The sequence below is a fragment of the Pseudomonas sp. UBA6699 genome, from assembly GCF_002454615.1.
Classification (GTDB): domain Bacteria; phylum Pseudomonadota; class Gammaproteobacteria; order Pseudomonadales; family Pseudomonadaceae; genus Aquipseudomonas; species Aquipseudomonas juntendi.
Window position 1 is genome coordinate 48216 of the sequence record NZ_DKJF01000103.1, and the last position, 14851, is coordinate 63066.

At 64.0% G+C, this 14851-nt stretch carries 13 protein-coding genes; 7 read left to right on the forward strand and 6 right to left on the reverse strand.

The features are described 5' to 3' along the window. Positions 1–2 precede the first annotated feature (2 nt). Together B3361_RS20425 and B3361_RS20430 are read right to left on the reverse strand one after the other, a co-directional pair. Entirely contained in the window at positions 3–1625 is a 1623-nt protein-coding gene (locus B3361_RS20425) for a methyl-accepting chemotaxis protein (protein ID WP_029887718.1), read from the reverse strand. Between the two features lie 274 nt (positions 1626–1899). Then, positions 1900–2583 (reverse strand): tellurite resistance TerB family protein, encoded by a 684-nt coding sequence (locus tag B3361_RS20430; protein WP_029886743.1) that lies wholly within the window; start codon positions 2581–2583, stop codon positions 1900–1902. A 157-nt stretch (positions 2584–2740) separates the two neighbouring features. Here B3361_RS20430 and ydcS point away from each other — a divergent pair, with 157 nt between their 5' ends. The 5 genes from ydcS (at position 2741) to B3361_RS20455 (ending at position 8178) form a co-directional block, all read left to right on the forward strand. Continuing rightward, positions 2741–3892, forward strand: a complete 1152-nt coding sequence (gene ydcS / locus B3361_RS20435) for a putative ABC transporter substrate-binding protein YdcS (RefSeq protein ID WP_154211457.1) — start codon at positions 2741–2743, stop codon at positions 3890–3892. 102 nt (positions 3893–3994) lie between these two features. After that, the gene (locus B3361_RS20440; RefSeq protein ID WP_154211456.1) at positions 3995–5032 is read left to right on the forward strand and encodes an ABC transporter ATP-binding protein; all 1038 of its coding nucleotides are present in this window, start codon (positions 3995–3997) and stop codon (positions 5030–5032) included. Further along, a complete protein-coding gene (locus B3361_RS20445; RefSeq protein WP_009683460.1) occupies positions 5029–5940 on the forward strand; it encodes an ABC transporter permease in 912 nt (303 codons plus the stop codon). The genes B3361_RS20440 and B3361_RS20445 overlap by 4 nt, the downstream gene beginning before the upstream one ends. Beyond that, the gene (locus tag B3361_RS20450) at positions 5930–6736 is read left to right on the forward strand and encodes an ABC transporter permease (protein WP_009683459.1); all 807 of its coding nucleotides are present in this window, start codon (positions 5930–5932) and stop codon (positions 6734–6736) included. The genes B3361_RS20445 and B3361_RS20450 overlap by 11 nt, the downstream gene beginning before the upstream one ends. A 17-nt stretch (positions 6737–6753) precedes the next feature. Beyond that, positions 6754–8178, forward strand: coding sequence for a gamma-aminobutyraldehyde dehydrogenase (locus B3361_RS20455; protein WP_286920337.1), 1425 nt, complete (start codon positions 6754–6756; stop codon positions 8176–8178). A 193-nt stretch (positions 8179–8371) separates the two neighbouring features. Here B3361_RS20455 and B3361_RS20460 read toward each other — a convergent pair whose 3' ends face one another. From B3361_RS20460 to B3361_RS20470, 3 genes are all read right to left on the reverse strand, one after another. Continuing rightward, complete coding sequence (locus tag B3361_RS20460) at positions 8372–9478, reverse strand: NADH:flavin oxidoreductase/NADH oxidase (RefSeq protein WP_029886739.1); 1107 nt, start codon at positions 9476–9478, stop codon at positions 8372–8374. Between the two features lie 176 nt (positions 9479–9654). Next, positions 9655–11364, reverse strand: a complete 1710-nt coding sequence (recJ, locus tag B3361_RS20465) for a single-stranded-DNA-specific exonuclease RecJ (protein ID WP_154211454.1) — start codon at positions 11362–11364, stop codon at positions 9655–9657. 8 nt (positions 11365–11372) lie between these two features. After that, positions 11373–11915, reverse strand: coding sequence for a YaeQ family protein (locus B3361_RS20470; protein WP_009683453.1), 543 nt, complete (start codon positions 11913–11915; stop codon positions 11373–11375). 131 nt (positions 11916–12046) lie between these two features. On the opposite strand from B3361_RS20470, the gene B3361_RS20475 reads away from it, so the two are divergent. Together B3361_RS20475 and B3361_RS20480 are read left to right on the forward strand one after the other, a co-directional pair. Continuing rightward, on the forward strand, positions 12047–13246 hold the full coding sequence (locus tag B3361_RS20475; RefSeq protein ID WP_009683452.1) for a CaiB/BaiF CoA transferase family protein: 1200 nt from the start codon (positions 12047–12049) through the stop codon (positions 13244–13246). Positions 13247–13266: 20 nt separating this feature from the next. Beyond that, positions 13267–14142, forward strand: a complete 876-nt coding sequence (locus B3361_RS20480; protein WP_029886737.1) for a TIGR02285 family protein — start codon at positions 13267–13269, stop codon at positions 14140–14142. A 351-nt stretch (positions 14143–14493) separates the two neighbouring features. Here B3361_RS20480 and B3361_RS20485 read toward each other — a convergent pair whose 3' ends face one another. Further along, a complete protein-coding gene (locus B3361_RS20485) occupies positions 14494–14775 on the reverse strand; it encodes a DUF3509 domain-containing protein (protein WP_009683450.1) in 282 nt (93 codons plus the stop codon). Between the last annotated feature and the right edge of the window lie 76 nt (positions 14776–14851).

Here is a 14851-nt window from a genome sequence, read left to right on the forward strand (position 1 = left end):
GGTCAGACTTTGAAACGCGACACGCCGCCACGCAAGCCAGCGGCCACCTGGCTAAGCTCATCGATGGCAAAGCTGGCCTGGCGCAGCGACTCGACGGTCTGGGTGCTGGCATCACTGAGCTGGGCCAACGCCTGGTTGATCTGCTCGGCACCGGTGGCCTGGGCCTGCATGCCTTCGTTGACCATCAGCACGCGCGGTGCCAAGGCCTGTACCTGGTGAATGATCTGGCTCAGTTGCTCGCCGACCTGCTGCACTTCGAACATGCCCCGGCGCACTTCTTCGGAAAACTTGTCCATGCCCATGACCCCGGCCGACACCGCCGACTGGATCTCGCGCACCATCTGCTCGATATCGTAGGTGGCCACGGCGGTCTGGTCGGCCAGGCGCCGCACCTCGGTGGCCACCACGGCAAAGCCACGGCCATACTCACCAGCCTTTTCCGCCTCGATGGCGGCGTTGAGCGACAACAGGTTGGTCTGGTCGGCCACCTTGACGATCGTCACGACCATCTGGGTAATGTTGCTGGCCTTCTCGTTGAGGATGCCCAGCTTGGCGTTGACCAGGTCGGCGGCGCCCATCACCTGGTGCATGGTCTCTTCCATGCGGGCCAGGCCCTGCTGGCCGGAGCCGGCCAGGCTGGAGGCCTGGTCGGCGGCCGAAGTGACTTCAGTCATGGTGCGCACCAGGTCACGCGAAGTGGCGGCAATTTCCCGCGAGGTGGCGCCGATTTCCGTGGTGGTGGCTGCGGTTTCGGTGGCAGTGGCCTGCTGCTGCTTGGACGTGGCGGCGATCTCGGTAACCGACGTGGTGACCTGCACCGACGAGCGCTGGGCCTGGGCCACCAGGTTCGCCAGCGCTTCGGCCATTTCGTTGAAGCCGCTCTCGATGGCGCCGAACTCATCCTTGCGTTCCAGGCTCAGGCGCACGCTCAGGTCACCCGAACGCAGCTTGTCGAGGGCTCGGACGATACGCTGCATGGGCGCGGTGATGGCGCGCATCAGCAACAGGCCGCACACCCCGGCTGCGACAATGGCCAGCAACAGCGAGACGATCATGCTGCCCTTGGCGGTGGTCACGGCACTGACGATATCGCGGGTGGCGGCATCAGCGGAGGCGCGGTTGTTCTCGATGACATCGTTCAGGTGCTTGCGACCGTCGACCCAGGCGGGTGTGAGTACGTCGTTGATCAGGCGCTGGGCTTCGGCGTAGTTGCGCTGACGGTAGGCATCCAGCACCTGGCCGACAATCTTCATGTAGTTTTCTTCAAGCTGCACGAAGCTGTCGAAGCGGGCCTGGTCGTCATGGCCCTGGATGGTGCTCTGGTAACTGGCCATGAATTGCTTCAGCCGGTCTTCGAAACTCTTGAACAGTTCCATGTCGGCCGAGGTGATTTCCCGGTGGTTGGACAGCCCGACCAACTGTTGGCTGGTGACGTAGCTGTCGACCCAGGCGCTGCGGATCATCGAGCTGTAGTAGACCCCGGGAATGCTGTCTGTACCTACGGCGGCTTCGGCGGTTTCGATGGCGGCCAACCGCGAGTAGGCGGCCACGATCATCAGCAGCATGATGGCGATGATCACGGCGAAACTTGCCAGGATCCGTTGGCGCAACGTCCAGTTCTTCACATTCAGCCCTCAGGAATTCACAACGAGCGGGGAAAATCGCCGAAGTATAGCCTAGAGGCCTTACGCTTTTGCGGGTGAAATGTGGGGTAACCTGGCATCCCCGCTAATGGACGGAGCCCATCACGGAAAAGTCGCTTCGTTTGTGGGAGCGGCCTTGTGTCGCGCAAGGGCCGCGCAGCGGCCCCGGCATTTCATGCGGCGAAGCTAAAATCTTTGGGGCTGCTGCGCAGCCCTTTCGCGACACACAAGGCCGCTCCCACAAGGACCGCGTCGCTTACTGGCCTGCGGCTGAGCGCACCTGGCTCTCCAACTCCTGGCGCAAACCCGGGTCCAGACGCAACTGGCGGGCCAGCTCATCGAGGTAGGCGCGCTCCATGAAGTTTTCCTGGTCGACCATCATCGTGCTGGCCAGGTACATCTCGGCAGCCATCTCGGGCGTCTGTGCGGCGCGGGCGACTTCAGCCGGGTCCAGCGGCTTGTTCAGTTCGGCGTGCAGCCAATGCTGCAACTCGCGGTCGCTGTCCAGGCGGGTGAACTCACCTTCGATCAGCGCCCGTTCGCGTTCGTCGATATGGCCGTCGGACTTGGCCGCAGCCACCAGCGCCCGCAACACCGCCTGGCTGTGCTGCTCGACCTGGGCCGGCGGCAAGCGGTCGACCGTCTGCGGCTCGCTGGCAGCCACCTGCTGGCGCGCCTGCCAGTTGCCGTAGGCCTTGTAGGCCAGCACCCCGAGTGCCGCGAGGCCACCATAGGTCAGGGCCTTGCCCCCATATTTGCGCGCCTTCTTGTTGCCCAGCAGCACGCCCAGTGCGCCACCGCCCAGCAAGCCACCACCGGCCCCGGACAACAGGCCGCCAAGCCCGCTGGCGCCAGCGCCGGGTTTGCCGGAAGCAGACGATTTGTTCAGCAACTCCTGGCCAGATTTGAGCAGTTGGTCCAGCAAGCCACGGGTGTTCATGTGCAAGTCTCCAGGCATGGGAAGTCATCCGCCAGATTAAGGCCTGCCCGGTAAAGGACCATGCGCGGATTTGCTTCTGGATGTTGCATTGACTGGCAAAAAGCCAACTAGACTCGACCACTGCCGCGACCACAATCTCCAACAAGAGGGAACACCCATGCCCGTGCACAAGACCGCATTGCTCGGCGCCACCACCTGTGCCGTGCTGGCCAGTACCGGCCTGCTGGCCGCCGAACCGCCCAAGGCCCTGGGGCCTGGCGAAGGGCGCCTGGACATCGTCGCCTGGCCCGGCTACATCGAGCGCGGTGAAAGCGACAAGGCGTATGACTGGGTGACCGGCTTCGAACAGCAAACCGGCTGCAAGGTCAGCGTGAAAACCGCTGCCACCTCGGACGAAATGGTCAGCCTGATGGCCAAGGGGGGCTACGACCTGGTTACCGCCTCGGGCGATGCCTCGTTACGGCTGATCGCCGGCAAACGGGTGCAACCGATCAACACCGCCTTGATCCCCAACTGGAAAAACATCGACCCGCGCCTGCAGAACGGTGGCTGGTATGTGGTCGATAAACAGGTCTATGGCACCCCGTACCAGTGGGGGCCGAACGTGCTGCTGTACAACACCAACACGTTCAAGCAGGCACCGACCAGCTGGGGCGTGGTGTTCATGCCGCAGGACCTGCCCGATGGCAAGCCGAACAAAGGCCGCGTACAGGCGTATGACGGGCCGATCTACATCGCGGACGCGGCGCTGTACCTGAAGTCGGCCAAGCCCGAACTGGGCATCCAGGACCCGTATGAACTGACCGAAACGCAATACCAGGCGGTGCTCGAACTGCTGCGCCAGCAGCAACCGCTGATCCATCGCTACTGGCACGACGCCACAGTGCAGATGAGCGACGTGAAGAACGAAGGCGTGGTCGCCTCCAGTTCGTGGGGCTACATGGTCAATGGCCTGAAGGCCGAGCACCAGCCCGTGGCGTCGACCATCCCCAAGGAGGGCGCTACCGGCTGGGCCGATACCACCATGCTGCACACCGATGCCAAGCACCCCAACTGCGCCTACCAATGGATGGACTGGTCGCTGCAGCCGAAGGTCCAGGGTGACGTGGCCGCCTGGTTCGGGTCGTTGCCCGCGGTGCCGGCAGCCTGCAGTGGCAGCGAGTTGCTCGGCGCCGAGGGTTGCAAGACCAACGGCTTCGACAACTTCGACAAGATCGCCTTCTGGAAAACCCCGCAGGCCCAGGGTGGCAAGTTCGTGCCCTACAGCCGCTGGACTCAAGACTACATTGCCATCATGGGTGGGCGCTGAGGGTTTTTCCGCCTGTTCCGGCCCTGTGGTGTGATCCCTGTGGGGCCGGCTTGCCGGGGACAGGGCCGATACAGGCAAGACAAGAACAACAGAGAACCGCGTATGCCCCTAGCCGTCCAGTTCACCCAGGTTTCCCGTAGCTTCGGCGAGGTCAAGGCCGTAGACCAGGTCAGCATCGACATCAGCGATGGGGAGTTCTTCTCCATGCTCGGCCCGTCCGGCTCCGGCAAGACCACCTGCCTGCGCCTGATCGCCGGCTTCGAGCAGCCAAGCAGCGGCTCGATCCGTATACACGGCCTGGAAGCTGCCGGCGTCCCGCCCTACCAGCGTGACGTCAATACCGTGTTCCAGGACTACGCGTTGTTCCCGCACATGAACGTGCTCGACAACATCGCCTATGGCTTGAAAGTGAAAGGCGTGGCCAAGGCCGAGCGCCATAGCCGTGCCGAGCAAGCCCTGGCCATGGTGGCCCTGGCCGGCTACGGCGCGCGCAAGCCGGCGCAGCTTTCGGGTGGCCAGCGCCAGCGTGTGGCCCTGGCGCGGGCACTGGTCAACAGGCCCCGTGTGCTGCTGCTGGACGAGCCGCTGGGCGCGTTGGACCTCAAGCTGCGCGAACAGATGCAGGGCGAGCTGAAGAAGCTGCAACGCCAGCTAGGCATCACCTTCATCTTCGTCACCCATGACCAGACCGAGGCGCTGTCGATGTCGGACCGGGTCGCGGTGTTCCACCGCGGCCGCATCGAACAGGTCGACACCCCGCGCAACCTGTACATGAAACCCGCCACCACCTTCGTCGCCGAATTCGTCGGCACGTCCAACGTGATGCGTGGCGAATTGGCGAGGGCGCTCAACGGCCACCCGGCGCCGTTTTCCATCCGCCCTGAGCACATCCGCCTGGGCGACCCGGTGGTTACCAGCCACGAGGTCCAGGTCAGCGGCCTGCTGCGCGATGTGCAGTACCAGGGCAGCGCCACCCGGTACGAGTTGCAACTGGACAATGGCCAACTGTTGGCGGTAACCCAGGCCAACGACCGCTGGCAGGCACAGCCCCAGGCCTGGCAGCCCGGGCAGCGGGTGCAGGCGCACTGGCCGCGCGAGGCGATGACCGTGCTGCAGGAAAGCGCTGGGCCATTGCCATGAGCGCGCTCCGAGGCCTGGCCGATGTGTTGTACCGGCGCCCCAACCTGTACCTGGCCCTGCTGCTGATCCCGCCACTGACCTGGTTCGGCGCCATCTACCTGGGCTCGTTGCTGAACCTGTTGTGGCAGGGTTTCTACACCTTCGACGACTTCACCATGGCGGTCACCCCGGACCTGACCCTGGGCAACTTCGCCGCGCTGTTCAACCCGTCGAACTTCGACATCATCCTGCGGACCTTGGGCATGGCGGTGGCGGTGTCACTGGCCAGCGCGGTACTGGCGTTTCCCATCGCCTACTACATGGCGCGCTACACACGCGGCAAGACCAAGGCATTTTTCTATATCGCCGTGATGATGCCGATGTGGGCCAGCTACATCGTCAAGACCTACGCCTGGACCCTGCTGCTGGCCAAGGGTGGGGTGGCCCAGTGGTTCGTCCACCAGCTGCACCTGGACGCCCTGCTGCAAGCCGTGCTGACGGTGCCGGGCGTGGGCGGCAGCACGCTGTCGACCTCGCACCTGGGGCGCTTCATGGTGTTCGTGTACATCTGGCTGCCATTCATGATCCTGCCGATCCAGGCCTCGCTGGAGCGCTTGCCGCCGTCGCTGTTGCAGGCCTCGGCAGACCTTGGCGCACGCCCCGGGCAAACCTTCATGCAGGTGATACTGCCGCTGTCGATTCCCGGTATCGCCGCTGGCTCGATCTTCACCTTCTCGCTTACCCTCGGCGACTTCATCGTGCCGCAGCTGGTGGGCCCACCCGGCTACTTCATCGGCAGCATGGTCTATGCCCAGCAAGGGGCGATCGGCAACATGCCGATGGCGGCGGCATTTACCTTGGTGCCGATCGTGCTGATTGCGCTGTACCTGTCGATCGTCAAGCGCCTGGGGGCCTTCGATGCACTCTGAACAAGCCTCTGTAGGGTTGCGCCTGGCGGCCTGGGGCGGGCTGTTGTTCCTGCATTTCCCGATCCTGATCATCTTCCTGTACGCCTTCAACACCGAAGACGCAGCATTCAGCTTCCCGCCCACGGGGTTTACCCTGAAGTGGTTTGCCGTGGCCTTCGCCCGCACCGATGTGCTGGACGCGATCAAGCTGTCGTTGCAGGTCGCCTGCCTGGCGACCCTGATCGCCCTGGTGCTCGGCACACTGGCATCGGCCGCACTGTACCGGCGCAGCTTTTTCGGCAAAGAGGCCATATCGCTGATGCTGATCCTGCCCATCGCCCTGCCCGGCATCATCACCGGCATCGCCCTGCTCTCGGCGTTCAAGACCTTGGGCGTGGAGCCCGGGGTGTTCACCATCGTGGTCGGCCATGCCACATTCTGCGTGGTGATCGTCTACAACAATGTGATCGCTCGCCTGCGGCGCACCTCGCACAGCCTGATCGAGGCCTCCATGGACCTGGGTGCCGATGGCTGGCAGACCTTTCGCTACATCATCCTGCCCAACCTCGGCTCGGCACTGCTGGCCGGCGGTATGCTGGCCTTTGCCCTGTCGTTCGATGAAATCATTGTCACGACCTTCACCGCCGGCCACGAACGCACCCTGCCGATCTGGCTACTCAACCAGCTCAGCCGGCCGCGCGACGTGCCGGTGACCAATGTGGTAGCCATGCTGGTGATGTTGGTGACCATGCTGCCGATCCTTGGCGCCTATTACCTGACCCGTGGCGGCGACAGCGTTGCGGGCAGTGGCAAATGACCCTGGAGGAGTACCCGATGCAAACGCAGATGCTGATCAATGGCCAACTGGTCGCCGGCCAAGGCCCGACCTGGACCGTGCTCGACCCGGCGCTGGGCACCGCCCTGGCGCAGATCAACGAAGCCAGCGAAGCCCAGGTGGACAGCGCCGTGCGTGCCGCTGACCATGCGTTCGACAGCTGGTCGCAAACCAGCTCCAAGGACCGCGCCCAGGCGTTGTTGAACCTGGCAGACGCCATTGAGGCGCATGGCGATGAACTGGCTCGGCTGGAATCGCAGAACTGCGGCAAACCCTTGAGTACCGCGCGCAACGACGAAATTCCGGCGATTGCCGACGTGTTTCGTTTTTTCGCCGGTGCGGCGTGCTGCCTGGGCGGCTCGGCGGCAGGTGAATACCTGCCGGGCCACACGTCGATGATCCGTCGCGACCCCTTGGGCGTGGTGGCCTCGATTGCACCGTGGAACTACCCACTGATGATGCTGGCCTGGAAGATCGCCCCGGCCCTGGCGGCCGGCAACACGGTGGTGATCAAACCCTCCGAGCTGACCCCGTTGACCGCCTTGCGCCTGGGGGAACTGGCCAAGGACCTGCTGCCGGCCGGGGTGCTCAACATTCTGTTTGGCCGTGGCCAGACGGTCGGCAACCCACTGGTTACGCACCCCAAGGTCCGCATGGTGTCGCTGACAGGCTCGATCCCCACCGGCGCCCATATCATCAGCGCCACCGCCGACAGCGTGAAGCGCATGCACATGGAGCTGGGCGGCAAGGCGCCAGTCCTGGTGTTCGATGATGCCGACATCGATGCCGCGATCGAGGGTATTCGCACCTTCGGTTTCTACAACGCCGGCCAGGACTGCACGGCGGCTTGCCGCCTGTATGTGCAGGCCGGTATCTATGAGCGCTTCGTCGAGCGCCTGGGGGAAGCGGTAGCCAGCATCAAGCCCGGCCTGCAGGAGGCCGAGGGCACCGAGCTGGGGCCGCTGATCAGCGCCCAGCACCGCGACAAGGTCGCCGGCCTGGTACAGCGTGCCGTCGCCCAGCCGCACATTCGCCTGGTGACCGGTGGCAAGGCAATCGAGGGCGATGGGTACTTTTTCGAGCCGACGGTGCTGGCCGACGCCCTGCAGGATGATGAGATCGTGCGCAACGAAGTGTTCGGCCCGGTGGTGTCGGTAACCCGTTTCAGCGACGAAGCGCAGGCGCTGGAATGGGCCAACGACTCCAACTATGGCCTGGCCTCCTCGGTCTGGACCCGCGACACCGGCCGCGCCCACCGCCTGGCCGCACGCCTGCAATATGGCTGCACCTGGGTGAACACCCATTTCATGCTGGTCAGTGAAATGCCCCATGGCGGGCAGAAACACTCGGGGTATGGCAAGGACATGTCGATGTATGGGCTGGAGGACTACACCTGTGTGCGGCATGTGATGATCAAGCATTGATTATCATGCTCGGTCACGCTGGGTCCGCTCAACCGCGTTCAAGGTAGGAGCAACTGTCTTTCCCAAAATGTGAAAAGCCTGCGCGATTCATTGTGGGAGCGGGCTTGCCCGCGAAGCAGGCGACGCGGTGTCTGGCACCGGCTGCGCCGGTGTTCGCGGGCACGCCCGCTCCCACAAGGCCGCGCCTTCAGAATCAGTCGCGCAGATCCGACTCATGAATCGGGTTGGCCCGGCTGGTAGCGCGCTGGTACTGCGCCGGCCAGGTGGCCTTGTTACCGCCCAGGTCGTCGTCGGCATGCAGCGGCCAGTAAGGGTCGCGCAGCAGTTCGCGGGCAAGGAAGATGAGGTCGGCCTGGCCGGTACGCAGGATATGCTCGGCCTGCGCAGGTTCGGTGATCATGCCCACGGTGCCGGTGGCAATTTCAGACTCCTTGCGCACGCGCTCGGCGAAACGGGTCTGGTAGCCGGGGCCGGTGGGTATTTCGGCGTTGACCGAAGTGCCGCCAGAGGACACGTCGATCAAATCGACGCCCAGGTTACGCAGGCGCCGGGCCAGTTCGACGGTTTCATCCGGGTTCCAGCCGTCTTCCACCCAATCGGTTGCCGATACCCGCACGAACAGGGGCAATTCGGCAGGCCATACCTTACGCACCGCTTCCACCACCTGCAGGGTCAGGCGGATGCGGTTTTCGAAGCAACTGCCGTATTCGTCACGCCGCTGGTTGCTCAGCGGTGACAGGAACTGGTGCAGCAGGTAGCCATGGGCGGCGTGAACCTCGAGCACTTTGAAGCCGGCCTGCAACGCGCGCTCGGCCGAGGCAACGAAGGCACCGACCACCTCCTGGATGTCGCCCAAGGTCAGCTCGCGTGGCGTTGTATGTTGCGGGTCGAAGGCAATCTTCGAGGGCCCCACCGGCTGCCAGCCACCCTCCTCGGGTTTGACGCTACCGTGCTTGCCCAGCCAGGGGCGGTAGGTACTGGCCTTGCGCCCGGCGTGCGCCAGCTGGATGCCGGGCACGGCGCCCTGGGCGGTGATGAAGCGGGTGATGCGTTGCAGCGGGGCGATCTGTGCGTCCTCCCACAACCCAAGGTCTTCGGCGGTGATGCGGCCATCGGCGGTAACCGCCACGGCCTCGGTGATCACCAGGCCCGCGCCACCCACTGCGCGGCTGCCCAGGTGAACGAGGTGCCAGTCGTTGGCCAGGCCATCGGCTGCAGAATACTGGCACATCGGCGAAACGGCGATGCGGTTGGGCAACGTCAGTTGACGCAGGGTGTAAGGCTCGAGCAGCAGGCTCATGAGGGCACCTCCCAAGAACTCCAATGGTGATCCGGCCCGGACACTCAATAGCACGTCCCTGGCCTGGGTCCGGTCATACTTCAGACTAGACCAGAATGCCTGGGGGGAAGGTTCCATGGGATTTTGGGCAAGTTGTTTACAGACGCCTGTGGCTGGCCGCTCCTACAGGGTTGCGGTCAACGCGGTTCCATGTGGGTAATCATCAACTGCACACTTTCATTGCCCCGAAACTCGTTCACATCCAGCTTGTACGCCAACTCGACCCTCCGCACCGTCGGGTTCGGCCATACGTCGCGGTCGATGCCGAAGGCAATGCCATCCAGCCGCACCGAGCCACACTCGCTCTTCAGTACCACCTTCAAGTGCCGCTCGCCCACCACGCGCTGCTCCACCAACTGGAACACGCCATGAAACAGCGGCTCAGGGAAATGCTGGCCCCATGGCCCGGCATTGCGTAGCGCCTTGGCCAGATCGAGGTGGAATTCTTCCACCGCCAGGCTGCCGTCGGACAGCAGGCGCCCGGTCAGGTCGTCTTCACGCAGCTGGCGCCGTACCTCTTCGTCGAAGGCCTCGGCAAAGGCCGGGAAATTTGCCTCTGGCAACGACAAGCCAGCGGCCATGGCGTGGCCGCCGAACTTGCTGATCAATTGCGGGTGGCGCGCCGCCACGGCATCCAGCGCATCGCGAATATGGAACCCTGGCACAGAACGCGCCGAGCCCTTCAGCATGCCAGCGCCTGCATCGGCGAAGGCAATGGTCGGCCGGTGGTAACGCTCCTTCAGCCGCGACGCCAGAATACCGATCACGCCCTGGTGCCAGTCGGCATCGAACAGGCACAAGCCGTAAGGCATCGACTCGACCGGCAGGTCCTTGAGCTGGGCCAGCGCCTCGCGCTGCATGCCTTGCTCGATGGACTTGCGGTCCTGGTTCAGGTCATCCAGTTGCTGCGCCATGTCCTGGGCCAGCGCCGGGTCTTCGCACAGCAGGCATTCGATGCCCAGGCTCATGTCGTCCAGGCGCCCGGCTGCATTCAGGCGTGGGCCAAGAATGAAACCCAGGTCGGTGGAGGTGATGCGCCGGTGATCGCGGCGGGCCACCTCAAGAATGGCCTTCAAGCCCGGGCGGGCACGGCCGGCACGGATGCGCTCCAGGCCCTGGTGCACCAGGATGCGGTTGTTGGCATCCAGCGGCACCACATCGGCCACGCTGCCCAGGGCGACCAGGTCGAGCAGTTCACCGATGTTCGGCTGGGGTTGTGTCGCGTAGCGGCCCAGGCTGCGCAACCGCGCGCGCAGGGCCATCAGCACATAGAAGATGACACCGACCCCGGCCAGCGCCTTGCTCGGGAAGCTGCAACCCGGCTGGTTGGGGTTGATGATGGCGTCGGCATCGGGCAGTTGTTCGCCTGGCAAGTGATGGTCGGTCACCAGCACTTTCAGCCCAGCGGCCTTGGCAGCGGCCACCCCGTCGACGCTGGAAATGCCGTTGTCCACGGTAATCAGCAACTGCGGCTGGCGCTGCAGGGCAACTTCGACGATTTCCGGGGTCAGGCCGTAACCGTATTCAAAACGGTTGGGCACCAGGTAATCGACATGGGCTGCCCCCAACAAACGCAAGCCCAGCACCCCAACCGTACTTGCGGTGGCACCGTCGGCGTCGAAGTCGCCGACAATGAGAATGCGCTGGCGCTGGTCTATGGCAGCGACCAGCAGGTCGACGCCGGCCTCGATGCCCTTGAGCTGCTGGTAGGGCAGCAGCCGCGCAAGGCTTTTGTCCAGTTCGGCCTCGCTTTGCACGCCGCGTGCGGCATACAAACGGGTGAGCAAGGGTGGCAGGTTACCCAGAAAAGGCAGGGTCGCAGGCAGGGGGCGAGGTTCGATACGCATGGGTTGCTTCAGCCACGCTCACCCAGTAGCCACTGCAGTTGCACTTCGTGCTGGCCACGGTCGTCGGTAACGAAGACCGTACCTTCGCTGATCATCACATCCCACTTGATGGCGCGCGGCATGTCGGCGGCCAGGGTTTCCAGCACCTCCTGCGGCACTGCGGCGATGTTCAGGTTCTTGAGGTTCTTGACCGCGCTGACCACCTTGCCTTCCCACACACGCAGGCTGCCATAGGCCAGCAGGCTGGTGCGTTCGGTGCGCCGCGAGCACCAGGTCAGGCGCTCGGCATCGGGTTGGCCCACTTCGATCCAGTGCAGCACGCGGTCGTCCAGGCTCTTTTCCCACAGTGCCGGCTCATCTACATCCGACAGGCCACGGCCGAACGACAGGTTCTCGTTGTACCAGAGCGCGTAGGCCAACAACCGCACCGCCATGCGCTCTTCGGTTTCCGAAGGGTGGCGCGCGATGGTCTGCTTGACGCTTTGGTAGACGTTACGGTCAAGATCGGTGAGATTAAGTTCGAACTTGTAGGTGGTGGACGGCTGGGCCATGGTCGACGGGCTTCGTGCAAAAGAAAAGTCGCACAGTCTAACCCATCCGCACTCGCCATGCGCCGCAGCAGTACCCGGCGCAACCGCCGTGTGATAAAACCACCGCTCTGCCCAACTGCCACGGATGCCCCATGTCGACGCCCAGCAAACCCCTCGCCGGCCTCAAGGTTGTCGAACTCGGCACACTGATCGCCGGGCCATTCGCCTCGCGCATCTGCGCCGAATTCGGTGCCGAGGTGGTCAAGGTCGAGTCGCCCGATGGCGGCGACCCGCTGCGCAAGTGGCGCAAGCTGTACGAAGGCACCTCCCTGTGGTGGTTCGTGCAGGCGCGTAACAAGCAGTCGCTGACCCTCAACCTGAAGCACCCCGAAGGCCGCGAGGTATTGCAAAGGCTGCTGGCCGACGCCGACATCCTGATCGAGAACTTCCGCCCGGGCGTGCTCGAAAAGCTTGGCCTGGGCTGGGATGTGCTGCATGCGCTCAACCCTGGGCTAGTCATGGTGCGCCTGTCGGGCTTTGGCCAGACCGGGCCAATGAAGGACCAACCAGGTTTTGGTGCCGTAGGCGAGTCGATGGGCGGCCTGCGCTACATCACCGGCTTCGACGACCGGCCACCGGTGCGCACCGGCATTTCGATCGGCGACTCGATCGCCGCCTTGTGGGGCGTTATCGGTGCGCTGATGGCGCTGCGCCACAGGGAGGTCAACGGCGGCCAGGGCCAGGTGGTGGACGTAGCGCTGTACGAAGCCATCTTCGCCATGATGGAAAGCATGGTCCCGGAATTCGATGTATTCGGTTTTATCCGTGAACGCACCGGCAACATCATGCCCGGCATTACCCCCTCCTCCATCCACACCAGCGCCGACGGCAAGCATGTACAGATCGGCGCCAACGGCGATGCAATCTTCAAGCGCTTCATGCAGGCCATCGGGCGTGCCGACCTGGCTGACGACCCAAGCCTGGCCAGCAACGATGGCCGCGACCTTCGCCGGGATGAGCTGTACGGGGTGATCGACCGCTGGGCCAACAGCCTGCCGCTGGAAACGCTGATGCAGGTGCTGACCGCCGCCGAGGTCCCGGCCAGCCGGATCTACTCCGCCGAGGACATGTTCAGCGACCCGCAGTACCTGGCTCGGGAAATGTTCCTCCAGGCCAAGCTGCCCGACGGCAAGCCATTCAAGATGCCTGGCATCGTGCCCAAGCTGTCGGAAACCCCAGGTTCCAGCGAATGGGTGGGCCCGGCCCTTGGCGAGCACACCGAGGCACTGCTGGCCAGCCTTGGCTATGACGCGGCGGCGATCGCCAGCCTGCGCGCCGCAGGCACGGTCTGAACCAGGCGCAGCCCGGCCGCATGCGCGCCGCCCGCCGCCTACGCCCGCTGGTCCTGCTTTGCGGGCTGATGGCCGCATTGCTGCTGCACCCTGCCAGTGCCAAGGAACGCCTGTTCTGGCTGGTGCGTGACCTGCCGCCATTCACCATTTTCGACGGCCCGGAGCAAGGCCGAGGGGTAATCGACCAACTGCTGCCCCTGTTGATTGCGCAGATGCCCGAGTACGACCACACCATCCAGCGCGTCAACCGTGCCCGCGGAATCCAGATGCTGCAGGACCGCAACACCTTCAGCTGCGACCCGACGCTGCTGTGGACACCCCAACGTGAGGAATATGTGCAGTTCTCCCTGCCCTCCCTGGGCGTGCTCAGTGGCGGCCTGGTGGGCCGCAAGGAAAGCCAGGCACTGGTGGCCCCCTATCTGCAGGGCCAGCAGGTAGACCTGCATGGCCTGCTGAGCAAAACCGCACTGAAACTCGGGGTGGTTGCCGAACGCAGTTATGGCCTGCAGATCGACAGCATTTTGCGCCAGCTGCCAGACACTGTGCTCAGGCGCCATTACGGTAACGAAGCCACCGCCAACCTGCTGCAGATGCAGCAGTTGGGGCGCCTGCGCCTGGTGCTCGGCTACTGGCCTGAGGTGCGTTACCTGATCCAGCAGCAAGGCGCCGCGCTGGCCGATTATCAGTTTTATCCAGTGCAGGGGGTGGAGCGCTACCAGTTTCTGCACGTGGGGTGCTCGGACAGCGAACTGGGGCGCGCTGCAGTGGCGCATATCGACCAGTTGCTGCTTGCGTTGCGACGGGACGTGCTGCCTGGGCTGTATGCCCACTGGCTGGATCCGGTCTCACGCAGAAACTACCTGGAAGAAAGCAAGCGTTTCTTCGAAGCCCATTAAACGCCTACACCGGCTATCGCCGGCGAGCCAGCTCCCAGAGAAAAATGCATAACTTATTGATTTAGCGGGGACTGTGCGGGAGCGGGCATGCCCGCGAAAAATCCAGCGCGGTGGCTGGCACCGGCTACGCCGGTGTTCGCGGGCACGCCCGCTCCCACACAGGCCGCGTCGCGCTTACGAATTGAGTCAGCGGCGCGACAGGGCCGGTTGAGAACCCAGAAAAAAGAAACCCCGGGCGCTGGGGAAGGACGCCCGGGGTCAAGCGAAAGCCCTTGAGGACTTCCCGTGGCAGCTTTGCCAGCGCCGGAGCAAAGCGCTGGCTGGCTGCCCCTACTGTGTCAGATGAATCCTTTAGGCAAAGGTTCCCTGCGGTTGCTGGCGTTGTTGCAGCGCAGCGATCACGCAAGGCTGCAGCCGCCCCTCGGCTATCTGCAGGTCACGGTGCAAACCATCCACCAGGTCGATCAACAGGCGGTGTTCCTGTAACTGGCGCTCACTGACAGTGCGCTGCAAGGTCACCCCCGTGAGGCCGCCTTGAACCGTGAGCTGGCGATTACCGTTGGCATCGGCAACGCCGAGGTGGGTCTGATAAGGGCTCAGTGCATCGTTGAGCAGGCTGCAGATTCTTTCCATCCGGTTCACTCGCTGCGTGGTGGGATATAGAGCAACTGACCCGCGGGCACAGCGGAAAGTTCGCCTTGCTATGGCC